Consider the following 24,369-nt stretch of genomic DNA (forward strand, 5'->3'; position numbering starts at 1 on the left):
AGCTTTAAGCTTGAACATTTAACGGTAGCTAATGGCATTGAACACGCCGCTGCTCACGATGCGCTAAGCGATGTAACTGCCACTATTGCACTGGCTAAACTTATAAAAGAAAAACAACCAAAGCTTTATAATTTCTTTTTTGGGCTGCGTAATAAAAAAGCGCTTGGTGAGTTAGTTGATGTATTTAACATGACGCCGCTAGTGCATACATCATCGCGTATTCCTGCAACGCAGGGCTGTACTACGTGGGTAGCGCCTATGAGCTTTCATCCGGTAAATAAAAACGCCGTTATATGTTTTGATTTAACCCAAAACCCGCAAGTATTGCTTGACTTAAACGTAGAAGAGTTACGTAAACGTTTATACACCAAACGCGTTGATTTAGCCGAGGGTGATTTACCTGTTGGTTTAAAATTGGTGCATTTAAACAAGTGCCCTATTTTAGCGCCTGCTAAAACGTTATTGCCTGAAAACGCAGCCCGTTTAGGCATTGACCGCGAGCAATGCCTCGCTAATTTAGCTATTTTAAAGGCCAATACCGAGCTTCGCGATAAAGTAACCGAAGTGTTTAACGAAAAAGGTGATTACAGCGCAACCACTAACGTTGATTACTTACTTTACGATGGCTTTACAAGCCATGCCGACAAAGCTAAATTTGCGATTATTCGCGATGCTAAACCAGACGAGCTAGCGGGCTTAAATTTAGATTTTGAAGATAAAAAGTTCAATACATTACTGTTTAGATACCGCGCGCGAAACTGGCCTGAAACGCTCAACCAGCAAGAGCTTGACCAATGGCGTCAGTATTGCCAAAACAAGTTAATGCACGGAGAAGATCAACCCTCAATTAGCGCACAAGATTTTATGATCACCCTTGAAAACTTGGCCCATGAGCACGACGACAGCGAAAAAAACCTAACCATTTTAAAGGCTTTGTATAACTACGCGCAAAGCATGTAATTTTCTTTTAGTTTATTTGTATAGCGCATATAAAAACGCGACGCTTTAACTACTAAAGCGTCGCGTTTTTGTTTAAATTACGGGCTTTGCCCGGCACGCCAGCAAGCTGCGCGTTTACATTGATATACTCAAAACGTTATTTTTTGTGCAGTGCTTCAATGCGTGCTAGTAAGCTTGATGTATCGTATCGGCCGCCACCAAGCGCTTGTACGTCGGCGTAATATTGATCAACCGTTGCAGTCATAGGTAACGTAGCGCCGTTGTTTTTAGCTTCATCAAGCGCGATGCCTAAATCTTTGCGCATCCAATCTACCGCAAAACCAAACTCGTACTCACCTGCCCACATTGTTTTGTAGCGGTTTTCCATTTGCCACGAACCCGCAGCCCCTTTTGAAATGGTTTCAATTACTTTTTCACCATCAAGCCCTGCTTGTTTGGCAAAATGTAAGCCCTCGGCTAAGCCTTGCACTACGCCGGCAATACAAATTTGATTAACCATTTTACATAACTGCCCTGCGCCCACATCGCCTAATAACTGGCTAAAACGGCTGTATGCTGCCATTACGGGTTGCACTTTAGTGAAAACAGCTTCGTTACCGCCAGCCATGACTGTAAGCACGCCGTTTTCAGCACCTGCTTGTCCGCCAGATACGGGCGCGTCTATAAAATCTATATTTTGCAGGGCTGCTTTTTCTGCTACTTCACGGGCTACTTCGGCCGATGTAGTAGTATGGTCAACCAAAATGCTATTAACGGCCATCCCCGCTAAAACACCATTTTCGCCGTAAACAACCGCACGTAAGTCATCGTCATTACCTACACACATAAATACAATATCAGCATTATTAGCAGCTTCTCGCGGCGTGGTAGCAAAGCTTCCTGCATACTCATCTACCCAGCTTTGCGCCTTTGCTTGAGTGCGGTTATATACACACACATTAAAGCCCGCTTTTGCTAAATGCCCTGCCATTGGGTAACCCATTACCCCTAAACCTATAAATGCAACATTGATTGACATAAAAGTGCCTTATTTTCCTGCTAACTTAGAAACTATGCCCGATTATGTCAATCGGCTGCTTAAAAAGCGAATTAAGTCTTTATAAATTTCCAACGTAAGGAAATAAGTAGGTAACCATGGATAGTATTTATCAATTTAGTGCCCCTTTGTACAACAGCGAAAGCTTTGCGCTTAGCCAGCTAAAAGGCAAAACAGTACTTATTGTTAATACAGCAAGTAAGTGTAATTTTTCGGTGCAATTAAGTTCGCTAGAAAAGCTCTATCAAGAATATAAAAATAGCGGTTTCACTATTTTAGCGTTTCCGTGTCATCAATTTGGCCAAAACGAGCCGCTTGATAACCTCGCGATTAAAGACTTTTATCAAGGGCAATTTGACGTGTCGTTCAAAGTGTTTGGTAAGGTAATGGTAAATGGCCCCGAGGCGCATCCGCTGTTTAATTATTTAAAGTCGCATACCCGTGGTATTTCGCAAAACCGCGCAGTAAAGTGGAACTTCACCAAGTTTTTAATTAACCCACAAGGTCAGCTCGTTGCACGTTATGCGCCGCGCACCAAGCCCGAAACGCTTAAACAGGTCATTGAGGCAAATTTACCTAGCGCACTAAACGCTAATAATTTAAATAACGCAAAAATAATACCCAACTTTAATGCATTAAAAGGCGCTTAATTATTCTAAATCAATAAACGGGTGGTTACTCAAGCATGCTTTATTAAACTAGTTTAAGGTTACGTATAATACCAATCAGCAATAATACTTAATCATTTTAGGGGCTAAACGTGTCGCTATCTGCGTTAAAAAACTCTCATTTACGACTGCATGGATGCAGAAGGTAGAGCAATGCAGGAGCAATTGCCGAGAACAACTAAATAGCGAATTTTTTACCTTACTATCAACGCGTTTTTACATCCTCAAAATAGATCACTTGATTATACGGATTGCTATAACAGCTAGGCTTTGGAGTAAATAACATGAACATTGCTTTTTTTAGTACGCAAAAATACGAGCAGCCTTTTTTTGAGCGCAGTATTAACAAACACCCTCAAATAGAGATTTGTTACTTTGAGCAAGCACTGAACGAGCAAACAGCCCTGCTTGCTAAAGGGTTTGATGCTGTATGTGTATTTGTAAACGACACGGTTAACGCCCTCGTTATTGAGCTCCTTGCTGAGCATGGAATTAATACTATTTTACTTCGCTGCGCAGGGTTTAATAATATTGATTTAGTGGCTGCCAAAGCACACAACATTAAGGTATTACGAGTACCCGCATACAGCCCAGAAGCCGTAGCTGAGCACTGTGTTGCACTTATGCTTACCCTTAGCCGTAAAACACATAAAGCCTATAACCGCGTACGCGAAGACAACTTTGATTTAAACGGTTTATTAGGCTTTAACTTACACGGCAAAACAGTTGGCATTATAGGTTGTGGTAAAATTGGCCTTGCCATTTGTAATATTTTAAATGGCTTTGGCGCGCATGTTTTAGTGTGCGACCCTTATGCAACACCTGGCAATTACACCATTACCGATTTAGATTCGCTGCTTACTCAAAGCGATATAATTTCACTGCACTGCCCCCTGAATGAGCAAACACACCATTTAATAAATGACGATGCATTTAATAAAATGAAACCTGGGGTAATGCTAATTAACACTTCGCGCGGTGCGCTACTTAATAGCAAAGCGTGTATAAATGCGCTTAAAACTAAAAAGCTAGGGTATTTAGGGCTTGATGTGTACGAGCAGGAGTCGGAGCTATTTTTTAAAAACCACAGCGACGAGATAAACCAAGACGATATATTCTCGCGCTTAGTTAGTTTTAAAAACGTATTAATAACTGGCCACCAAGGCTTTTTTACTCAAGAAGCCCTTAGCGAAATTGCCAATACCACCATACAAAACGCTATGGAAATTAATGAACAAAGACCTTTAACCAATGAGGTTTTATAAAGCCGCGGCCCATTAATTTAGCTTTACCCGTTTTGCTATTTACATAACGGGTAAAGCTTAAAATACTTTAGCCAAACGCAACGTTTGCAAAAACAAGAGTCATTAATACTGGGCACACAAAACGAATGTATTGAGCAAACCAGTAATGCGTGCCGGTGCTGGCTTTATGAAGCTTATTACCGCGTTTCCACATCCAACCTGCGGTTATAAAATAAAATAGCCCCATAAGTGGTAGTTGGTACTGAGTAAATAGCATGATTACTAAACCAAATAACCACTCAAAATTTAATATTATTGCACTAGCGCATATTAACACCACTAGGCTAACGGCCCACGTTGCTTTAGTACGGTCTACGCGGTGGTTTTCTACTAAAAACGCTACTGGTATTTCTGTGGTAGAGATAGTAGATGTAACCGATGCAATCGACATAAGTACAAAAAACAGTAACCCAATTAGTAAACCAATTTCGCCCATGGTACTAAAAAGCTCAGGCAAAATAGCAAATATAAGCTGCCCTTCACCTATAAGTTTTCCGCCGCTAAACACCTCTACCCCGTTATGCTGCGCTACATAAATTGCAGGCACTATCAGTAAACCTGCTAAAAATGCCACACTGGTATCAAGTAGTGCAACGCTTGCAGTTAGTTTTGGCAGATTTGCATCTGGCTGCAGGTACGAGCCATAAATCATCATGCAGCCAACCCCTAATGAGAGCGAAAAAAACGCCTGCCCCATTGCAGCAATAATTAAATTTGGGTCAAGCACTTGGCTAAAATTAGGAATTAAATAAGCGGCAAACCCTTCGCTGGCGCCTTCTAAACTGGCTATATAAAAAATTAAGCCTATTAGTAGCACCAACAACAATGGCATTAAACGACGTGACCAGGTTTCAATCCCCGATTTAACCCCTTTTAAAATAATACTGGCGGTTAAAATAAGCATAAGCGGCGTAAATATAAAATTACGCACCATAGAGTCGCTGTGCAAAAATTCGCTTGCTGCGGTAAAACCAAAAAATGTAGTAATAGGCTCTATCGCGTAAGAGAGCATCCACCCAGCTACAATAGAATAAAAGCTAAGCATAACCACAGCGCCCGCAAGGCCAATATATCCTGCGGCAGCCCCTACTTTTTTGTTGGTATTTTGCCACGCATTACCCAATGCTTTTACTGGGTTTGCTTGCGCTTGGTGGCCTAAATAAAGTTCGGTATAAAGCGCAGGTAGCGCAAGTAAAAATATAACTACAAAGTAAACCAATAAAAATGCACCGCCACCATGGTTGGCCGCCTGCGTAGGAAAACCCCAAATATTACCTAAACCCACTGCTGCGCCTGCAGCGGCTAAAACAAAACCAAAACGGCTTTGAAATCCATCACGCACTTGTGCCATACATCTACAAATTCTGTTATTCTTTGATTATTGTGAATTAAACCATATTTAATGCCAACTGAGTAATAAAATTGCTTTTGGCATAAATAAGCGCTGTTAACCGCTCATAATTACAGCACTCACTTATTTTAAGCGCGTATGACTAACCACTTTTTTAAAAACACCCTAAGTATTGCTCCCTCTTTTTATAGCGATTTACCCCCTAGCAACAATACTATTTTAGTGTTTAATGCCAACACACTTAATGTAGAACACCTTGATTTAACCCAGTACCTAAGCCCATTTGAGCTAAGCGTTATAAATCGTCGTAAACGCATGCAAGCAAAGCAAGAATATCTAGCATCGCGCATATTACTAAAGCAACTTGCAAAGCATGCTCAGCCCCAATACGCACACATACCGCTTAATAAAATGAGCACCCACTTTAATGAAGAATGCTCAAAACTACAGCTCCATATAAACCACACCGTTATAAATACCTGTATTTCGCACTCGCACGGCTTAGTTGGCGTTGCACTTAATGTTACTAAGGCGGAGTTTGGCTTTGATATTGAAAAAATTAACTTAAAACGCCCATTCGAAAAGCTCGCTAAGCATTTTTATCATAAGGCTGAAATTGCCTTAATTACCGCGCCTTTGGCTATAAAAGAGCAAGCCCACCGCTTTTTTAGAATTTGGACCTTAAAAGAGGCACTCGCTAAAGCAACTAGCCGCCCAATAGCGCAATTGCTTAGCCCAAATGTATTTGATGAATTTTCTTTGTTAAACCTTACAGCATCGAGTAACACCATAACGGTTGCCAATGAGGAGTTTGATATAAGCGTGGCGCATAAAAAAAGCACCGACTGGCGGTGCTTTATACTTGATAACTTGGATACTTAATAACTTGGCTTTAAAAGCTTAAGCAGCGCTTTCTAATAATCGGCTGTGTATTGCTTGTACCACGGTATCTGATTCGCTTTGCTCTACTAAAAAGCATAAATTGTGCTTGCTTGCACCATGACAAATTAATCGAATATTAAACTCTTTTAATACGTTCATTAGGTTCATTTCGTGCTGGCGTAGCTGTATTTCAGAGCCTATAAGCGCCACTAGGGTTAAGTTATTTTCAACCGATACATGACAAAATTCGGCCAATTTATCTAAACACGCTTGCTCAAGCTCAGGTCGCGAGGCATTAGGCGCGTTATCTAGGGTTATGGCAACACTAATTTCTGAGGTAGTGACTAAGTCTACCGATATATTAAACTCACTTAAAATGGTAAATACACGGGCCAAAAAGCCACTTGCTAATAACATTTCTGGGCTTTTAAGCGTTAGCAATATTTGGTTTTTACGCTGCGTAACGGCACGAATACCTGGCTGCTGCGATTTTTCACGCTCAATCCACGTCCCCCCGCGCTCTGGCTCGCGGCTAGAGCCTACAAATACATTAATATGGCTACGGCTTGCTGGTAAAATAGTCGCAGGGTGCAATACTTTTGCGCCAAATGTCGCCATTTCTGCGGCTTCATCAAAGCTTAAACGAGCAATTGGCGTTGCCTTAGCGCATAAACGCGGGTCGGTGCTAAAAATACCCACTACATCGGTCCAAATGTGTACACTTTTAGCGTTAATAGCCTCTGCTAATAACGCCGCACTGTAGTCAGAGCCACCACGGCCAAGCGTTGTGGTTTGGCCAAATTCATCACTACCAATAAACCCTTGTGTAACTATTACTTGCTCATCTAATAACGGAATTAACAGGTCTTTAGCAGCTTGTGCAGTGGCCGCAACATCGGGCGTTGCTTTACCAAATTGGCTATCAGTTTTAAGCACTTTGCGTACATCAAACCTATCTGCATTTAAGCCTTTTAAGCGCAGCACTTGAGCAAATAAATAAGACGATAAACGCTCGCCAAAGCTAAGCAGCTCATCGTGTTGTTGATCAGTGGTGAGTGTTTCAAGGGCTAACGTTTGAAACGCTTTTAACGTCTCGTTAAAACCTACGGCTAAATCGGCATCAAGCGACAGCTCATCTAAAATAGCCTGTTGAATAGCCAATACGCCATCTATGTGTGCTTGGCGCTGCTCTTTACTAAGGTCGGGTTTGCACAGTGCAACTAAGTGGTTAGTTACGCCGGCACTGGCGCTCACAGCTACAATACGTACGCTTTTATCTGCAACAATAATTTCGCTGCAGCGACTCATCGCTTCAAAGTTTGCAACACTGGTTCCGCCAAATTTGGCAACGATGTAATCTGATTTTGCGCCTGATACTGTTTGTGGCACTGATTGGGTAGTCATTTCGTCTCCTTTCGCGGTATCCAAACCGCTAAAAAACAAGAAGAACTTGGCAAAGGAATGCAAATAAGATGTGTCCGCTGCCAGAAGCTCTCCACCTAAGTTGGTGACAGTTTTGGGGATTCAGCCCCATAAACCGAAAAACTCGGTTGACGTAACCTTGTTTTCCTCGGCGAGTACTTCCCTCTTTAATGGTTATAGGCGTTCGTCACCTACCATTAAATACCTAAGTATCGCACCTCTTCTGAATGTTGTATTAACCTGTGGCTAATAAAACAAAACCCCACTATGTAGCGGGGCTTTGAAAGTTATCGTTTAGACGTCTAGCTGTCAAGGTGTTTTAGTTAATATAACGCGAATAATTTAGCCCGGGTTTACATTGCTGGCTACTTTTACAGCGCTTAATGTAACTCGCCTGTACGCCAGCTAAAAAAATGTGTAAATTAAGCCAGTTAATAACGAGTACTTTTTATTATAAAAATATAAAAACTACGCTCTGCTTTAAGCGTAGTTAACTCATTACTAGGATGTATCACCGCATTATGATCCCAGCTAAAAAGCTGCTTAACACCCTTAGCGAACATTGGGGTGTTTTAGAGCTATTATTTAAACGTTTTAAAATGGCCGACTTTAGCCTCAAAGACGTGCAAAACGCTATTAAGCAAAAACAGCCCACATGGACAAACGAGCGCATTTACAAAGAAACAAATCGTTTGCTCAATCAAGATATACTTATTCCATTGGCTAAATCATCCCAGCTTGAAATAAACCGCGCCATTGCCGATTTTGCGACCTTTTTATTACAAGAAGAACACCTAGGTTTAGCACAAGAAATTAGCGTTTTGGTTGATGATTTAGCACGCCTAGGAAACCGATTAGATAATGCCGGCGAAATAGAAGACTATGACGATTTACGCCGCTATAGCCGCATTATGGATGATCGGGTGCGTAAAATAATGAAGCTTTACGCGCACAACGAAAACGCTATTTTAAACATTGTTGAGCAAGCTAAATCTGATCACGCGGTGCAATCTTTGCAAAAGCGCTACAAAGCGGTAATAGAAGCCTTTGACGAATACATAGAGCCGATGCTTGAAATGGTCGATATTCGCGGTGACTTTCATGCCTGTTTTACACTTATTGAGCAACAAATAAGTAAGCAAATAGAGCACATTGAACGCTCAGGTAAAGCCTACAACGACAAACGTATGCTTGAGCAATTGCGTACTCGGATACTCGAAATGCATTTAGTTGGCCGAGAAAGCTTACGCAAAAGTGCCGATATGCTTATGCCACTGCGCGAAGAGCTACGCCGTAATAACCTAATTACCCGCCAGGCAGCAAAAGTGCTGGGCCTTGTGCGTAAAAATGGCGTAGACAACATGCTAAGCGCGGTACAACCAAACTTTGTAAGCGATGCGCAGCGTTATTCGCTTGGCCAGCAGCGTCATATAGTTGCCTATATGGCAAGCTTGGTAGAATTTGAACACGAAGAATACCAGCTCCCAGAGCAACAAGACGTGCCGGCATTTGTTACGCCAAACATTCCTGATTACCACGATGTTAAAACAAGCTTTGCAAAACGCTTTAATAAAAAACGTAAAAAGCCCCAGCCATTACTGCAATTTTTAGATGAAAGCTACCCAGAATTAGACGCCGACGAAATGCTATTTTTATATCAAAAACTAGTCAGCGACAGTGAAATTCACATTAGCCAAAGCGATGAAAAAACACGCGTAAAAATTGCCGGCCAGCATTTTTCGTTATACCCATTTAATTCTGCGCCTCAGCCAGATACACAGGCAGACGAGTAACACATGACACATATAAACTTAGACGAGCTTACGCACCTACAAGCCATTAATAAAAAATTAGGTGCGGGTTACCATATTTGCGAACAAGACAACGTAATGTGGCAAGAGCTTGACCAGCACATAGAATCTTACAGCGCCTTATTTAGCGCCCTTGGCCACGATTTAAAACACGACAGCCGCGGCTTTTACTACTTTGCCAGCGACGAAAGCACGCCAAACATGGGTAAAATATCTCGTGCTATTGCACTGACTATTTACATTTTAATTGAGCACTTTGCCAATACGGGTAAAGACCCAATGCGTGCCCTATTTGATGAAGTAAACGACTTAGAACTGATGCAAACCTTAGTGCAAATTAATAAACACTTGTTTGATCAACTTGAGATATTTTCGGGCTCAGATTTACGAAAAGATGTATACCTGCGCATGGTACGTTTAGGCCTTGCCCGCGAAGTAGAAGGCGGCTTTATGCTACAAGCGCCTATTCACCGCTATATTGATGCACTTATGGAAGTAAACGAAGAAACCTACATTACAGAGGACGAGCAATGAAAAACTTATACGGACTAAGTAAACTCGCCCTACTTAATACCGCAGGCTATGCAAAATGTGTTATTCCGCTTGATAAAAGCAGCTCTATTTGTGCGCCAAACAATACCGGTAAAAGCTCGGTTATAAACGCCCTGCAATTTCCGCTAATAAACGATTTACGCTTAACCGAATGGGACGGGCACGATTTAGATGAAACCCGTAAATTTTATTTTTCATCAGATCAGTCGTACATCTTGCTTGAAGCCAACCTCCCCCATGGCTCGGTGGTTATTGGTGTAGCAGGCCTTGGTAAAATAGCCGGTTACGCGCATCAGTACTTTTGTTATCAGGGCGAACTTGATTTAGCGCAGTACACGCAAGGTAATACCATTATTAAGTTTACCAAGCTGTTTAATCATTTAAAAACGCAAGGTTACAACCCTATAGAGCTTAAAGCACAAGAGCTAAACGCCCTGCTTACCGGCGGCGCAACCCCTTTTGACGGCGACATTAATTTAAAAATGATCCCGCTAAATAACGTGCAAGACTCCGCCATTTATAAAGAAATTTTTAGGCGTATTCTTAACTTACACAAATTGGGTGCAAGCGATGTTAAACGCTTTATGCTACGTGTGTTTGAACGCCATATGTCTAACTCTAAAGTGGACTTTTACGAAGTATGGCGTCGCTCGTTTGATAAAGTAAATCGCGCTAAACGCGAATTAAAAGCGCTTGAATCAATGCAAGAGCCAATAACAGCGCTTGAATCTATGCTTGAAAACCAAACCGTGCTTAAAGGTAAGTTAGCGGCCTACGCGCCTAAAATTGATCAAGCATTAATAGACTTTGATACCTACCAAGAAGAGCAACTAAGCGAACTAGCCATTGCCCTTGAAGACATAGAGCACGAAAAACACGAGTTTGAGCAAAAGCAAAGCTTATACGTACAGCAATCGCGCGATATAGAGCGCAGGCAAACCCAAATAGAGCAATGGTTTTTAGATTACAGCGCTCTTAAAAGCGAATTTGAACTGGTAAATAAAGCCACCCTTAAAGCCAACCTTGGCCAACTTAAGCAAGACTACGAGTCACTTTCGCACTCTATTACCAGCGCACAAGGGCAAAGCCTACACACGCTTGATTACCGCATTAGCGAGACCCAAAAGCAAATTAAAAGCTTAAAACTGCAGCTTAAAAACCTTGAGTTTAATTTGTTTACTCGAATGCGCGAAGACCTATCACTTAAAGAGGTAGAAGAAATATCGCGGATTTTAAACCCCGATATTCTCTCGTTTGCCACCACCAGTAATGGCGATATAACCATTGATGATGAAGACGCCTTTGGGGAATTTTTATCGTTATTAAGCGAAAACGTTAAAGGCGGTGTACTAACCCTACCAGGGGCAAGCATTAAACTTAAAAAACTTTCCCCAGTGCAAATGCAAAGCGGCGAAAACAAAGCCCAGCTTAGCGCTCAGCTAAACGCGCTGGAACGCTCGTTAAAAGAGTTTAAACAACAGCGCGAAGTAGCCGCTAACGTGGCCGATAAACAAAAAGAAAAAGATGCGCTTTACGATGAGCTAATGAGCGCAGAGAGCGCACTAAAACGCTTAGAGCAATTCGAGGTAATGCAGCAATCGGTAGAAGCGCAATCCATGCTAAAAGAGCAGTTATTAGCAGAGCGCGAACAAGTTGACGACTACCTGCAAGACATTCAAAAAAATAGTGGCTCAATTGCTGACAGGCGCTCGTTAATTAAATCTAAGCAAGAGCAAATTAATCGCCAAACCGAGCGCCTACGCCAAGTTAAAAGCGAGCGAATCGACCACACGCTTGATTTATACAGCGGTAAAGTAACCCCGTATATGATTGATATAACAGTCGACTTTGATAACTTAAGCGACCTAGTACATCACTTTAATAAAGACTGCCAAGAGCTGCGCAACTTTGACATAAACGTGCGTAATACCTATTTGCATGTATATAACGCGGGTATTACTAAGTTCGATAACGAAAACGACGAATTTACTAAATACCAAAAGTTGATTAGCGCGTTTCATAACCTTGATAACGAACGCGATGCCGTTGAGCGCCAAGGCCGCGTAGCCCTGACCGAAGTAGCCGCCACAATTAAAGGCTTGCGCGAAGACTTAGACCGCCTTCGCCGCGAAATGAACAGCTTTAATAAAGGCATAAGCCAGCACCGTATTTCTAACCTTCAAGCGTTTAAAATTAACGTAATACCGCGCAAAATGCTGGTTGATAGTATTGATACCATTATCAGCACGTCGCATCAGTTTGAACAAGGCGACACCCTTGATTTATTAAGCCAAGAACCTTACAGCGAAAGCGCGGTAAACGAAGCAAAAGATCACCTAATAAAACTTGCCTCCGACAAAGCAGGCCTTACATTAACTGACTTATTTGATATTCGTTTTGAAGTGGTTAACCGCGCTGGCGAAACCGAACACTTTGAAAAAATAGACTCAGCTGGCTCAAACGGGACCCGTATTACTATTAAGTTATTATGTGGCATGTTGTTTATTCGTTACTTATTAAGCGATCAGGAACAAAACCTTTACCGTATACCTATTTATATTGATGAAGCGGCCGACATTGATCCGCAAAACCAAAAAGCAATCATAGAAACGGCACTGAGCTTTGGCTTTGTGCCAATTTTTGCCTCGGTTAAGCCGCAGGTAAGCTGTGATTACATTGTACCTATTCGTTCAGTAAAAGATGGCGCCCAAAACTGGGTAGACGAAAAAGACTGGATTGAAGTTGAACACAATTAATTGGCCGTTAAGGCAAACTAACTAAACTAAAATATAGGACGTTAAACTAATACACATTTAAACGATGTGTGTTATTTTAAATTAACGCATTTCATTGGAGCAAAGGTAATGAAAAATATACTTATTGTTGCAGCGCTGACATTACTTACAGCCTGTACGCAAACCCCAGACTGGGATTACGACAAATCAGCCAACTTTAGTAATTTTAAAACATTTGCTTGGGTAGAAAACGCGAGCTTAACCAAAGACACCACAAACTACCAAATTAACGGCTTAATGGAAAAACGTGTACGTACTGCCGTTAATAAAGAGCTTAGCCAAACATTAGGTATGAGCTTAGTAGACCCAGCCCAAGCTGACGTACTAGTTAACTATCATGCATCGGTAGATAAAGAGCTAGAAGTAGACAGCTTTAACGTAGGTTACGGCGCACGTTGGGGATACTGGGGTACGGGTTTTCAACGCGATATTAGCGCCCGCGAATACGAAGTGGGTACGTTAGTAATTGATATTATTGACCGCGAATCAAACCAACTTGTATGGCGCGGCGCAAAAGAAGGCCGTTTAAAGAAAAAACAATCGCCTGAGCAACGCGAAGCATCAATTAAAGAAACAGTCGCTAATATTTTAAGCAACTTCCCGCCGCAAAAGCAGCAGTAAGTTAAAATTAGCGTTAAATAAGTTTTAAAAAGCTCACATTATGTGAGCTTTTTTGTGGGTAAAAATAATACCCAGTCTTAATTAGCGCACCGTCGTTAATTTGGCAAAATATTCAAAGGAAGAAATTTAAATCTGATAAGTATTATGATAAATTGGGAACAAATATTTAAAGGAATAAATAATATGTCATTAGATCCAACCTTCGAACTTAAAATTAAAAATCTATTCCCTAAGGAAGTCTTACGTGAAATGTTTGCTTCATTAGACTCTGATCCAGAATTTAGACACGCTGGCGTTATCTTCGAGGCCGAGAAAGATAGTATTGCAAAACTCTCTGTAAATCCTGGTAGTTTACTTTTAAATCCAAGTAGCCATTATAACAGTAAAATATTAAGAGTAAGTTGCAGAGCAGATAGGAAAAATATTTATATTCGCGAATATATTTTTCCTAAACAAATGAAAGCCGATAAAAGAATAGATAAAATTAATTCCTCACTTTACGATGAATCATTTAATGCTTTTGTCTCGTGTGCCGGAGCCGCATCAGGTTGGGTGTTAGTATTTGCAGAGATGGGAGGCGGGGCTGCAAGCTTCGGTGCTACATGGGCTGCGATTCCATTAACTTTGACATCTACTACCGCCGCCACTTTTCAATGTGGAGTTAGTACTGGGCGTGTATTTAATCACCTAAGCGGCAATGCAGAATATAACCAATGGCTTGATACATCTCCTACTTTTTCAACTTTGATGGTTACATTAGATGTTATTCAAGTTGCCGACTTAACTAAAGCAGGTTTAGAAGCTGGTTCTTTACTCGTTAAATTTAGTCAAAATAAAGCTTTAGGACAGAATAAACTATTAAAAATGTATAAAGGAATGACTCGGGAAAATCGTAAAAAGCTTGCAGTAGAACTTTTGAAACTTAAAAAGCCTGAGTTAATCAAAAACCAAAAATTACTTAAGCAAGTTTTGAGAGGGCAAACTCTTCTCGATGATGGCACTAAAGCAACAAAGGTATACACTCAGGCACAAGTACAGAGGTTAATCAGAAGCTCTTTTTACAAGGCATTTCTAACTAAAACATCATTAGCTACTGGAGCAGGAACTGCAGCCACGATGTATGGAAGCGTAAATGGCTTACATAATAAAATAAGAAATTCAGCAAGCTATATTATTGGCATAACTACAGAGTGATATATGTTAAATAAATTAAAAGTTAAATATCTCGTTGTTATTTTAATTTTGATTGGGTTCAGTATCGGCTTTTTTAATATTAGCTGGCCTAGTTTTAAAATCTCTAACCATAAAATCACTTATATACAAGATAAACTTAAAAGCGGTGAATTATCACCTAAAATGGTAATAATACCGCCAGGTACAGGCACCATAGGCGGTGAAAATTTTCGCTCTTTTCAAGATGAAGCCCCTATTTTTAAAGCAGTAATAAAAGAAAGCTATGCACTAAGTGAAACCGAGATTACTTTTGCACAATATGATCAGTTTTGTAAAACCGGAATTAGGTCGTGTCCTAACGATGAAGGCTGGGGGCGTGGTAAGCAACCTGTTGTAAATATATCTTGGTTTGATGCTGTTGCTTACACAAAGTGGTTGAGCAAAGAAACTGGCAATATTTATCGCCTGCCTAGCGAAGTTGAGTGGGAATACGCAGCTCGCGCTGGATCAACGAGTAAGTTTTGGTGGGGTAATGATTATGAACAAGGCATTGATCACTGCGATAGAGATTTAGGGGGTTGTCCAAAGGGGGCTGATTTAGGACACCCTTGGCATGTAGGTATTTTAAAGCCAAACCCTTTTGGCTTATACGACGTCACTTCTAATGTCTATGAGTGGGTAGAGGACTGTTATGTAGATAATCATAACAATGCAACAAAGACTATTGCTCCTATTAAAATAATTAACTGTAAGAATAAAACGGTTAAAGGGGCTAGTTGGACCATGCCACAGCCTCATGTGCATCACTCACTTAGAATGGGTTTTACTATAAATTCGAGAGCTAACTCTATTGGTTTTAGGGTCTTAAGAGAAATTAAAAAGGTTAAATAAAGGATTAAAATGAAACCTACATGCCCTTGTTGCCATCATAAGATCAAAAGTACGGAAATAAAAAATACCAATAAAAAAGGGATATTTTTTGAAGTCGAGTGCCCATATTGTCAAACATGGATACGTTTGAATAAAACACAAGAAATTATAAAAGCTGCTGGAATATTACTTTTATTAATAACTAGTCTTCTAAATATTTTCAGTATTCAAAGTGAATATAGTTTAGTTTTCTCAACCGTAGGCTTTGTTGGAATATTTATAGCTATGATTATTACTTTTTTTGGTAAGCATGAAGCAATCAAATAATAAAAAAACAAAAAAGAAGCCAAAAATAAAACACGCTAATATTAGTAATACCAGAATGTTATTAAATAAAATAGCATTCTCCTTGTTTTTTTTAGCTATAGGCTCCTTATCCATCATAATCGCAGTAAAATCTATATACGACGGTTATGTGCTTACACCAACAGATTATCGTGTTGAATCTGAGGTTTATTTTTTCTCGACCTCTCCATTTGCTTATCTTTTTAACCTTTTCTTTTACTTAGGATGTGGGATCTTTTTTTTAGCAGTACCGTACCTAAGCAGAGAAATGTTTCCGCGTAAAAAAGAGAAAAAGCTAAGCAAAAAAGCTCAAAGAAAAAATAAACAATAGTTTTTATTAAGTCGTTTTGTATTTATACAATAAATCAAAAGGTATATGGCAATAGTCATCTGGGTGGTTGGTTAAACGGTCTTGATGCTCAGGATCGCTTGGTACGTAATTGGTTAGCGGCTCTACCTGAACTACAATTTTATCGGCATCGCTGCGCTTTTTGATATAGCTGTTTGCTGCGTCTAAATGGGTTTGGTGTTTACTGTAAATAGCACTGCGGTATTTAGGGCCTTCGTCATCCCCTTGTTTGTTAATACTGTGTGGGTCAATAATTTCAAAAAAGTAGTCAAACAGCTTATTTAAGCTAACGGCGTTTAGGTCAAAAATTACCTTTACGCATTCAGCATAACCATCATATTCGCCATCTGTAGTTTTACTTGTACCATTAGCGCGCCCTGCCTGTGTGCTAACAACACCTGGTAAGTGTTTCATAAACTCTTGTACGCCCCATAGGCACCCACCAGCAAAGTAAATAGTATTGTGTTCTTTAATATCCATTATAAATGTTACCTAATGAGAAAAGTGTGAATGGTTATCAAATGCAGATATTAACAAATTAATGTACAATCGCGCACAAAATGACTGCTGTTACATTTGGCTATTTTATCATGCTCAAATATGAGCTTTGAAATTAATTGTAACCGCAGCTACAAATAAAAAAACGACGAGAAACACATGAACCGCACACCATACATTATATTGCCTGCACTATTATGCAGCGTTACTCCATTTGCTTATGCTAATACGTTATCTGATGAGTCTTCAATCGAGCAAATAACAGTGGAGGCTTCGCCTACTGCGAATAAACTGCCTGTAGGTACATTTGACTCGCCTATTTCTAATTTAGAATACGATCCGCGTGTAGATCTTCAATCACGAAATATGGCTGAGGCACAAGCTGATGTAACTATTCGTGGCGGTATTTTTGAAAACACCGGCTTTAGAGTAGGCAGTGCTACCCTGCTTGACCCGCAATCTGGTCATTATTTTGCTGAAATTCCCATTGCACCGCAAATGCTAAGCGGCCCAGCAGTTTTAACCGGTGCCGATAACGCACTGTACGGTATGAACAGCTCTGTAGGTACGGTTTCGTTTGGTTGGAAACCGATTATTACTGGCGGTAGTGTATCGCTTGGTACTGGTACGAACGACTTTAATCTTCAAAGCATTCATGCTGCTAAAAACACACAACTTGATAGCTTAGCTGACTATACCTTAGGTTTTGAAGGTGAATATTCTCACTCGCAAAGTGATGGCACTATTGATAATGGTGACCATGACTTTTCGCGCGCCTCAGCTCGCGTGCAATTGGCAAGTAAGAATAGCCAAACCGATTTATTTTATGGCTCGCAAGATAAGTTTTTTGGCTGGCCTAACTTGTATACCCCTTTTGGCGTTAACGAAACTGAAGATTTAGAAACCCGCCTTTGGATGCTTAATCACAAACAAACCTACGCTAAAAACAGTAATTTTGAAGTATCGGCGTATTACCGCACCCATGACGATCACTATATTTACTCGCGCGAAAACCCAAGTGCATTCGAAGCGTTTCATAAAAGCGAGGTTAAGTCGCTTGCTCTTTCGGGTCGCCATGCACAAAGCAATGCGTTTGCAATCAATTACTCAGCACAATTTATTGATGACTCGATTGAATCAACCACACTTGAAAATAATTTTACCTCACGAAAATATTATAAGCTGAGCGTATTGCCCCAATACACTATGGCGCTAAAAGCTAACCAACAGCTTATATTTCGTTTAGGGGCTGCGTATGACGATACAAACCGTGATGATGCTGAAGTATCAGCCATTGGTGATATAACCTTAAATACCCAAAATAATGACGGCACAGCGCAAAGTGTTTATTTATCGTACGCGCAGGCGAGTCAAGTTGCAGGCTATACAGCTATTGGCGGCAGCGATTCTGGCGGATTATTTAGAAGTAACTACAACCTTGAACGCGAAGCTACTTCAAACTTAGAGCTAGGTTTATTACTTGAAGAGCAAAGCTGGCAGTTAAACTCGGCTATTTTTTATCGAAAAGATAATAACTTAACCGATTGGACCTTTAATTTTGACTCTACCTCGGCGCGCTTTGCAAACCCGGTTGATATTGATACTGCAGGGGTTGAATTTTTAGCGACTAAGCACTTTGATACAGCAAAACTTATTGCTAGCTACACCTATTTACATAAATCAGAGAACTACGGCGCTGCCGATATTGATGCCAGTTTTTACGCGTTAAACTTCCCCGATCACCGTTTAACACTTGGCGCTGTGTATAACCCAACTGATATTTTAGAATTTAGAATAGATAACGAATGGCGTACACAACACAAAAATGCACTTAGAAACGGCGACGACAACGCGTTATTTACCCAGCTAACGCTTAAAATAACCCCGCCTCAGTTAAGCAATTTATTTATTACTTTAGCGGCAGATAACTTATGGGATGAGTCGTTTGAAGAAATACCTGGTACACCAGGGCGTGGTGAACAATATACATTAAGCGCAACGTACAGTTGGTAAAATTAAAGCGGCGTTTACAAACTCAATTTATACTTTGGTTTGTAGACGCTGTGTTTTTTATAAAAGCTCTATATTAAGCAAAAAAGTTGCACAAAAAGAAACGAATAAGCAGTAAATGAGAAAACAAAAGCCAACCAATACTTAAAATCAATCTCTTCCTCTAAAAGCGCAGCGCCTCTTGCCCTCTTTGTGAGTTACTCACTTTATGGCCTTAAGCCAGTAAAAGCAGCGCGTTTTTATATAAAGCAAAGCTAAAAAGTTGCACAAAGAGAAGCTAATGAGTAGTAAATGAGAAAACAAAAGGCAACTACTGCTTAAAGTTAATCTCTTCCTCTAAAAGCCCCGCGCCTCTTGCCCTCTTTGTAAATAATCCACTTTTACAGGCTTTGCCTGTCACGTAAGCAAGCTTCACGTCTACAAAACAACCATATATCTACACATTTGCGGTAGACGCAGAGCTTGCTCGCGTGAACAGCGCAGCTTTTAATTACTTAAAAAATTACTCAGTAATAGATAAATGTAAATATATGTGTATTGACTTCGTAAGCTAGGTTAACTGCTCAAGTTCGGTAATAAGCGCTAGAGCCTCTGCATTAGTTGACCCACATACATCGCGCGTGGCGCTAAAATCGCTACATACTTTAGGGCGGCTTTCATCGCCAAATAGTTTACATAAATTGTTCTCATCAAGCTGAATACAACGCTCTCCGGCTTTTTTACCGTTTGGCATACCGGGTATTGGCGAACTAATACTCGGTGCAATGCAACATGCGCCGCAGCCTAAGCGACATGCCATAGGCTCTGTTTTCATAAATACCTCTGTTAGTTAAAGCCAGGCCTTTGTATTTAAATTTACACCCTGCCTAGCCCATTATTTATCTGTAATACACATATGTAATGCTTTGTTACATCTTAAAACGCCTTGTAAACACTTTATTGCGTATTATTGCCTTGTCACCAAATATATGAAGGAATGCCTTGTGGCTACTAAAAAACAAATTTTATTACCAGTCGCGGTTTTAGCAGCCGGGATTGCACTCGCTTTTGGCCTTTCAGCCATGAAAACGCCACCAGAAGAAAAACCAGAGCAAGACACTCGCCCACTTGTTGCTGCGCAAAACGTAAACATTGATGCAATAACGCTCGATGTTAAATCGTACGGCGTAGTAAAACCTAAAGACCGTACAGAACTGGTTGCACAAGTAAGCGGGCAAGTTATTTCAGTAGCCGAACAATTTGTTGAAGGCGCGTTTGTTAAGCAAGGCGATATTTTAGCACGAATTGATCCAAATGATTACGAGGCTGATTTAATTGAGGCCGAAGCAGGCCTTGCCCAAGCAAGTTCAGCGCTCGAAATAGAACGCGCGCAAGCTCACGTAGCTAAAGCCGAATGGGAACGTATTAAATCAGACTCAAGCGATGCAATTGCATCGGAGCTTTATTTACGTAAACCACAACTTGCAGAAAAAATGGCAAACTTTCGCTCTGCCCAAGCCCGTGTAAAACGCACTAAACGTAATTTAGAACGCACGTACATTAAAGCTCCTTACGACGCTATAATAAACCAACGCACCATTAGCTTAGGCTCAGTGGTTAGTGCGGGTAGCAAGTTTGGCGAGCTAAGCGCTACCTCAGTTGCAGAGGTACGTTTACCGGTTGCAGATAAAGAGCTGCAATACTTAGATAACGGCGGTATTGGCGCATTGGTTACGCTTAACGCTGAATTTGCCGGCAAGCAAACAACCTGGCAAGCCAAGGTTGTACGAAGTGAAGGTGTGGTAGATCAAACCAGCCGTATGAGCTATTTAGTTGCCCAGTTACCAACTCCGTACGCTGATAACACCAAACCACTGCGTTTTGGCTCTTATATAAATGCCACCATAAAAGGCCGCGCGCTTGATAACGCGATTATAGTGCCGCACCATTTAGTTAAAAATAACAAAATTGCTATTTTAAACGACGATCACACCCTGAGTTTTAAAACGCTTAATATTGTACGTGAACAAAACGGTATGGTGATTGCGGACCAAGGCTTAAACAGTGGTGAGCAACTTATTACCTCTGCCCTTGAATACCCAACAGAAGGCATGGCGGTTAAGCTGGAAGGCACTGAGCCTAAAAGCGATGTGACTCAATTAGCACTTAAAGAGGATACACCATGAGTACCTCAGAAAAAGGCTTAATTGCTTGGTTTGCACGTAATCCAGTGGCGGCAAACCTCATCATGATTTTTATACTTATTGGCGGGCTTTTAACAGCACTGACAATTCGTAAACAGGCATTTCCGCAGTTTGAAAGTAACTGGGTGAGTATTCAAGCGGTATACCCAGGCGCAGCCCCGCAAGAGGTTGAAGAAGGCATAACCATAAAAATTGAAGAAAACCTTGAGGGCACCGAGGGTATAAAACGTTTAATCACTTACTCTAACCGAGGTTATGCGCAAGCGTGGGTAGAAATAGAAGAAAAATACGACCTACAAGAAGCCCTAGACGAAATAAAAGCGCAAGTTGACTCTATTAATACCTTTCCGGCAGGAATGGAACGCCCTGTTATTCAACGAGAAAAATTTCAGCAAGAGGTGATGATCCTCGCGCTTTATGGCGACATGAGTTACTACCAGCTTAAAGAGCTAGGTAACGACATAAAAGATGAACTACTCGCCTTACCTGGCGTTAATTTAGTCGACTTTTACAGTGGCCTAGATTACGAAATAGGCATAGAAATAAGCCCCGACAAACTACGTGAATATGGCCTAACTTTTAGAGATGTATCAAGTGCGGTGCAAAATTTTTCTACCAATATGTCGGCAGGGCAAATTCGCTCTGACACTGGCTATATTTCAATGCGTGTTGAAAAACAAGCTTACCGTGGTGGTGAATTTGCAATGCTTCCGCTTATAACGCTTGCCGATGGCGCACAGATTAACTTAGGCGATGTAGCAACGATTAATGATGGCTTTGAAGAAGGCTTACTTTACTCTAAATATAACGGTAAAAACTCACTCACGTTTGAAGTAGATGCCTCAAAAGATCAAGACATTACCGATGTAGCTAAAATTCTTAAAGGCTACATGGCAGAAAAACAATCGAAACTTCCACAAGGCGTAAAGCTCTCCCCTATTGTTGATTTAACTTACTACCTTGAAGGTCGACTCGATATGATGATCGACAACATGGTATGGGGCGGTATTTTAGTAATGATAGTGCTGGCACTGTTTTTACCGCTGCGTTTAGCTTTTTGGGTAATGATGGGCTTACCGGTGTCTTTTCTAGGTGCCTTTTTGTTTATGCCAATTGGCTTTTTAGACATCACCATAAACATGGTGTCGTTATTTGCCTTTATTATTGTACTTGGCATTGTGGTCGACGATGCCATAGTCGTGGGTGAGTCTGCCAGTGCCGAAATAGAAAAACACGGCCATAGCCTTGATAATGTTATTCGCGGAGTTAAGCGCGTTGCAATGCCTGCCACTTTTGGTGTTTTAACCACTATCGCGGCGTTTTTACCGCAAGCTATGGCATCGGGCCCAGGCGCTGCGTTTTCTAAAGCCATTGGTGTGGTTATTATATTGTGTTTGATTTTCTCGCTGATTGAATCAAAGCTAATATTACCTGCGCATATTGCAGCCATGAACCCACGTAAACCTAACCCTAAAAACCCATTACATAAACTGCGTAATGTGGTTGATAGTGGCTTAAAACACTTTGTACAAAACTATTACACGCCTTTTATAGGTCATTGTATACATTATCGTTATACCGTAATTATTGGCTTTTTATGTATATTAATAGTCAGTGCAGGTATGTTTGCAGGCGGCTTAGTTAAGTTTGTGCCTAACCCTAAAATACCGCATGATTTTCCGCGTATTACGCTTGAAATGAACCTGGCCTCTTCGGAGCAAGCCACCCTTGAAACGGCTCGTAAAATTGAAGATGTATTACTCAAAGTAGATAAAGAGCTTGAAGAGCAATACGGCCAAAGCATGATCCGCGATTTATCGGTAAGCTTACGTGGGCGTACTCAAGCAAACATTATGGCTATTTTAGTAGAGCCACACTTGCGCCCTATCGACACCTTTGCATTAAGCACCCTGTGGCGCGAACAAATGCCCCCGCTTCCAGGTGTTAAAACGCTTAATATTCAAGATAATATTTTTAGCGGCGGACGTGATGACGGCGACGTAAGCTTTAGGCTACAAGGCAAAGATGCCGATGAGCTAAAAGAAGTAGCCGGTAAATTAAAAGCTAAACTACAAAGCATGGAAGGTGTAGGCGATGTAAACGACTCACTGCAAAGTGCCACCGACGAAGTACAGCTAGATTTAAAACCACTGGCGTACAGCATGGGACTTACACTTGCCGATGTTGCATCGCAAGTAAGCTTTAGTTACTACGGATTAGAAGCACAGCGTATTTTACGCGAAGGCGAAGAAATTAAAGTAATGATACGCTACCCAGAAAGCGAGCGTAACTCAATTAGCAACATTCAAAATGCGCGTATTATTACCCCAACCGGCGCAGAAGTACCGTTAAGCGAAGTAGCCGAAGTTAGACTAGTAGATGGTGTAAACCGTATTCGTCGTGAAAACTCAAACCGTACTGTTAATGTGTGGGCAGCGGTAAATACTGACCAAGTTGAGCCGTTTGCTATTGCACAAGAAATTCGCGATACCTATTTACCTTCACTGCTTAAAAGCTACCCAGGCGTTAAAAGTAATGTGGCTGGGCGCGTACAAGAAGAAATGGACAGCGCCGATGAGCAGTTACGCGACTTTGCTATATCGCTGATGATTATATTTGCCTTATTGGCCATTCCGCTTCGCTCTTACTCGCAGCCGCTTATTATTATGTCGGTTATTCCATTTGGTGTAGTAGGTGCTATGTTTGGTCACGTAATATTAGGTATGACCATGAGCGGGCTGTCTATGTTTGGCATTATTGCCGTAGCGGGCATAGTCGTAAACGACTCACTCGTAATGGTTGATTTTGTAAACAAAGCACGCGCAGAAGGCATGGCCGTAAAACAGGCCGTTATGCAAGCCGGTGCAAAGCGCTTTAGAGCTATATTGCTTACCTCAATCACTACATTTATTGGTGTAATGCCAATTATTATGGAAACCAGCTTACAGGCTAAAATAGTTATTCCTATGGCGGTATCGCTGGCCTTTGGTGTGCTATTTGCCACGGTAATTACTTTAATACTTATACCTTGCCAATACGTAGCATTAGAAGACGCTAAGCGCCTTACCCGTAAGCTACTTGGTAAATCGCAGCCTATAAGTGTTCAACCGACACCCACTGCCAAATAATTACAGTTTCTCTCCCAACCATTAAAGCTCGGCCTAATACGCCGAGCTTTTTATTGCCTGCAAATTGCACTGCATTATTAATAGTTTTTATAAAGTGTTTCAAATAAATTATGGGTAATTATTTTAATTATATCAGCGTATTATGCGCCCTCAATTTAAAGCATCGCTAACGCATTATAATTTTATTGCTTAGCACTAAGCTCACACCGCAATGGTTTTGAGCCGCTTGTCAGTTAAGTGCCCTCCACTTAGTTCTAATAACGTGGGAGTGTTGACCTTTGGCGTTTGAATTTGCAGCAGTATGTTTGGTTTTTAGGCAAGGCAGAGCCTATGAAGTGTGGTTACTCCCCATAAATAGGCGATAACGAAGCATAAATGCCAAACATACGCTGCCCTTTGGGTTCTGCCTAG

The 24,369-nt window shown here is 41.0% G+C and carries 20 protein-coding genes and 1 riboswitch; of the genes, 15 read left to right on the forward strand and 5 right to left on the reverse strand.

Translation table 11 applies throughout. The annotated features are described in order from the left end of the window. On the forward strand, window positions 1-960 hold a 960-nt coding region (sbcB, locus tag B2R65_RS13325; protein ID WP_286743388.1), incomplete at its 5' end, for an exodeoxyribonuclease I. Window positions 961-1,096: 136 nt separating this feature from the next. Here sbcB and B2R65_RS13330 read toward each other — a convergent pair. Next, on the reverse strand, window positions 1,097-1,978 hold the full coding sequence (locus B2R65_RS13330; RefSeq protein WP_029773952.1) for an NAD(P)-dependent oxidoreductase: 882 nt from the start codon (window positions 1,976-1,978) through the stop codon (window positions 1,097-1,099). A gap of 116 nt (window positions 1,979-2,094) precedes the next feature. Between B2R65_RS13330 and B2R65_RS13335 the strand changes: the two genes are divergently transcribed. Both B2R65_RS13335 and B2R65_RS13340 read left to right on the forward strand, forming a co-directional pair. Beyond that, window positions 2,095-2,646, forward strand: a complete 552-nt coding sequence (locus B2R65_RS13335) for a glutathione peroxidase (protein WP_004587708.1) — start codon at window positions 2,095-2,097, stop codon at window positions 2,644-2,646. 302 nt (window positions 2,647-2,948) lie between these two features. Beyond that, the gene (locus B2R65_RS13340; RefSeq protein ID WP_286743391.1) at window positions 2,949-3,929 is read left to right on the forward strand and encodes a 2-hydroxyacid dehydrogenase; all 981 of its coding nucleotides are present in this window, start codon (window positions 2,949-2,951) and stop codon (window positions 3,927-3,929) included. A gap of 67 nt (window positions 3,930-3,996) precedes the next feature. Here the strand turns inward: B2R65_RS13340 and B2R65_RS13345 are convergent, their stop codons facing one another. Beyond that, window positions 3,997-5,319 carry a sodium-dependent transporter gene (locus B2R65_RS13345; protein ID WP_004587706.1) on the reverse strand — a complete coding sequence of 441 codons (1,323 nt, stop codon included), beginning with the start codon at window positions 5,317-5,319 and terminating at the stop codon, window positions 3,997-3,999. 138 nt (window positions 5,320-5,457) lie between these two features. Between B2R65_RS13345 and B2R65_RS13350 the strand changes: the two genes are divergently transcribed. Next, entirely contained in the window at window positions 5,458-6,201 is a 744-nt protein-coding gene (locus B2R65_RS13350) for a 4'-phosphopantetheinyl transferase family protein (RefSeq protein ID WP_286743395.1), read from the forward strand. An 18-nt stretch (window positions 6,202-6,219) separates the two neighbouring features. On the opposite strand, the gene lysC is transcribed toward B2R65_RS13350, so the two are convergent. Next, window positions 6,220-7,605, reverse strand: coding sequence for a lysine-sensitive aspartokinase 3 (gene lysC / locus B2R65_RS13355; RefSeq protein WP_138684990.1), 1,386 nt, complete (start codon window positions 7,603-7,605; stop codon window positions 6,220-6,222). 76 nt (window positions 7,606-7,681) lie between these two features. After that, a riboswitch (Lysine riboswitch) is annotated at window positions 7,682-7,854 on the reverse strand. Between the two features lie 290 nt (window positions 7,855-8,144). Between lysC and B2R65_RS13360 the strand changes: the two genes are divergently transcribed. From B2R65_RS13360 to B2R65_RS13395, 8 genes are all read left to right on the forward strand, one after another. Further along, window positions 8,145-9,416 carry a hypothetical protein gene (locus B2R65_RS13360; protein WP_054983136.1) on the forward strand — a complete coding sequence of 424 codons (1,272 nt, stop codon included), beginning with the start codon at window positions 8,145-8,147 and terminating at the stop codon, window positions 9,414-9,416. Between the two features lie 3 nt (window positions 9,417-9,419). Next, complete coding sequence (locus B2R65_RS13365) at window positions 9,420-9,968, forward strand: condensin complex protein MksE (RefSeq protein WP_024033404.1); 549 nt, start codon at window positions 9,420-9,422, stop codon at window positions 9,966-9,968. Then, window positions 9,965-12,742 carry a coiled-coil domain-containing protein gene (locus tag B2R65_RS13370; RefSeq protein ID WP_286743401.1) on the forward strand — a complete coding sequence of 926 codons (2,778 nt, stop codon included), beginning with the start codon at window positions 9,965-9,967 and terminating at the stop codon, window positions 12,740-12,742. The genes B2R65_RS13365 and B2R65_RS13370 overlap by 4 nt, the downstream gene beginning before the upstream one ends. Window positions 12,743-12,850: 108 nt before the next feature. Further along, window positions 12,851-13,402, forward strand: a complete 552-nt coding sequence (locus B2R65_RS13375; RefSeq protein WP_004587699.1) for a DUF4136 domain-containing protein — start codon at window positions 12,851-12,853, stop codon at window positions 13,400-13,402. Between the two features lie 183 nt (window positions 13,403-13,585). After that, entirely contained in the window at window positions 13,586-14,596 is a 1,011-nt protein-coding gene (locus B2R65_RS13380; protein ID WP_157742992.1) for a hypothetical protein, read from the forward strand. Window positions 14,597-14,599: 3 nt separating this feature from the next. Beyond that, a complete protein-coding gene (locus B2R65_RS13385) occupies window positions 14,600-15,466 on the forward strand; it encodes a formylglycine-generating enzyme family protein (RefSeq protein WP_096041531.1) in 867 nt (288 codons plus the stop codon). 9 nt (window positions 15,467-15,475) lie between these two features. Then, window positions 15,476-15,772, forward strand: coding sequence for a hypothetical protein (locus B2R65_RS13390; RefSeq protein WP_096041530.1), 297 nt, complete (start codon window positions 15,476-15,478; stop codon window positions 15,770-15,772). After that, entirely contained in the window at window positions 15,756-16,121 is a 366-nt protein-coding gene (locus B2R65_RS13395; protein ID WP_096041529.1) for a hypothetical protein, read from the forward strand. The genes B2R65_RS13390 and B2R65_RS13395 overlap by 17 nt, the downstream gene beginning before the upstream one ends. Window positions 16,122-16,127: 6 nt before the next feature. Here the strand turns inward: B2R65_RS13395 and B2R65_RS13400 are convergent, their stop codons facing one another. Beyond that, entirely contained in the window at window positions 16,128-16,619 is a 492-nt protein-coding gene (locus B2R65_RS13400) for a peptide-methionine (S)-S-oxide reductase (protein WP_286743411.1), read from the reverse strand. Window positions 16,620-16,796: 177 nt separating this feature from the next. On the opposite strand from B2R65_RS13400, the gene B2R65_RS13405 reads away from it, so the two are divergent. Then, on the forward strand, window positions 16,797-18,650 hold the full coding sequence (locus tag B2R65_RS13405) for a TonB-dependent receptor plug domain-containing protein (protein ID WP_286743414.1): 1,854 nt from the start codon (window positions 16,797-16,799) through the stop codon (window positions 18,648-18,650). A gap of 547 nt (window positions 18,651-19,197) precedes the next feature. On the opposite strand, the gene B2R65_RS13410 is transcribed toward B2R65_RS13405, so the two are convergent. Next, a complete protein-coding gene (locus tag B2R65_RS13410) occupies window positions 19,198-19,461 on the reverse strand; it encodes a YkgJ family cysteine cluster protein (RefSeq protein ID WP_029774574.1) in 264 nt (87 codons plus the stop codon). Window positions 19,462-19,630: 169 nt separating this feature from the next. On the opposite strand from B2R65_RS13410, the gene B2R65_RS13415 reads away from it, so the two are divergent. Together B2R65_RS13415 and B2R65_RS13420 are read left to right on the forward strand one after the other, a co-directional pair. Further along, window positions 19,631-20,812 carry an efflux RND transporter periplasmic adaptor subunit gene (locus tag B2R65_RS13415; RefSeq protein WP_004588902.1) on the forward strand — a complete coding sequence of 394 codons (1,182 nt, stop codon included), beginning with the start codon at window positions 19,631-19,633 and terminating at the stop codon, window positions 20,810-20,812. Then, a complete protein-coding gene (locus B2R65_RS13420) occupies window positions 20,809-23,958 on the forward strand; it encodes an efflux RND transporter permease subunit (protein ID WP_286743419.1) in 3,150 nt (1,049 codons plus the stop codon). The genes B2R65_RS13415 and B2R65_RS13420 overlap by 4 nt, the downstream gene beginning before the upstream one ends. Window positions 23,959-24,369 lie beyond the last annotated feature (411 nt).

The sequence above is a fragment of the Pseudoalteromonas sp. UBA2102 genome, assembly GCF_002331165.1.
Taxonomy (GTDB): Bacteria; Pseudomonadota; Gammaproteobacteria; order Enterobacterales; family Alteromonadaceae; genus Pseudoalteromonas; species Pseudoalteromonas atlantica.

Bases quoted from the DNA above. Each gene is read 5' to 3' on its own strand.
- B2R65_RS13330 (WP_029773952.1), bottom strand. From the start codon at position 1,978: ATGTCAATCAATGTTGCATTTATAGGTTTAGGGGTAATGGGTTACCCA.
- B2R65_RS13335 (WP_004587708.1), top strand. From the start codon at position 2,095: ATGGATAGTATTTATCAATTTAGTGCCCCTTTGTACAACAGCGAAAGC.
- B2R65_RS13340 (WP_286743391.1), top strand. From the start codon at position 2,949: ATGAACATTGCTTTTTTTAGTACGCAAAAATACGAGCAGCCTTTTTTT.
- B2R65_RS13345 (WP_004587706.1), bottom strand. From the start codon at position 5,319: ATGGCACAAGTGCGTGATGGATTTCAAAGCCGTTTTGGTTTTGTTTTA.
- B2R65_RS13350 (WP_286743395.1), top strand. From the start codon at position 5,458: ATGACTAACCACTTTTTTAAAAACACCCTAAGTATTGCTCCCTCTTTT.
- lysC (WP_138684990.1), bottom strand. From the start codon at position 7,605: ATGACTACCCAATCAGTGCCACAAACAGTATCAGGCGCAAAATCAGAT.
- B2R65_RS13360 (WP_054983136.1), top strand. From the start codon at position 8,145: ATGATCCCAGCTAAAAAGCTGCTTAACACCCTTAGCGAACATTGGGGT.
- B2R65_RS13365 (WP_024033404.1), top strand. From the start codon at position 9,420: ATGACACATATAAACTTAGACGAGCTTACGCACCTACAAGCCATTAAT.
- B2R65_RS13370 (WP_286743401.1), top strand. From the start codon at position 9,965: ATGAAAAACTTATACGGACTAAGTAAACTCGCCCTACTTAATACCGCA.
- B2R65_RS13375 (WP_004587699.1), top strand. From the start codon at position 12,851: ATGAAAAATATACTTATTGTTGCAGCGCTGACATTACTTACAGCCTGT.
- B2R65_RS13380 (WP_157742992.1), top strand. From the start codon at position 13,586: ATGTCATTAGATCCAACCTTCGAACTTAAAATTAAAAATCTATTCCCT.
- B2R65_RS13385 (WP_096041531.1), top strand. From the start codon at position 14,600: ATGTTAAATAAATTAAAAGTTAAATATCTCGTTGTTATTTTAATTTTG.
- B2R65_RS13390 (WP_096041530.1), top strand. From the start codon at position 15,476: ATGAAACCTACATGCCCTTGTTGCCATCATAAGATCAAAAGTACGGAA.
- B2R65_RS13395 (WP_096041529.1), top strand. From the start codon at position 15,756: ATGAAGCAATCAAATAATAAAAAAACAAAAAAGAAGCCAAAAATAAAA.
- B2R65_RS13400 (WP_286743411.1), bottom strand. From the start codon at position 16,619: ATGGATATTAAAGAACACAATACTATTTACTTTGCTGGTGGGTGCCTA.
- B2R65_RS13405 (WP_286743414.1), top strand. From the start codon at position 16,797: ATGAACCGCACACCATACATTATATTGCCTGCACTATTATGCAGCGTT.
- B2R65_RS13410 (WP_029774574.1), bottom strand. From the start codon at position 19,461: ATGAAAACAGAGCCTATGGCATGTCGCTTAGGCTGCGGCGCATGTTGC.
- B2R65_RS13420 (WP_286743419.1), top strand. From the start codon at position 20,809: ATGAGTACCTCAGAAAAAGGCTTAATTGCTTGGTTTGCACGTAATCCA.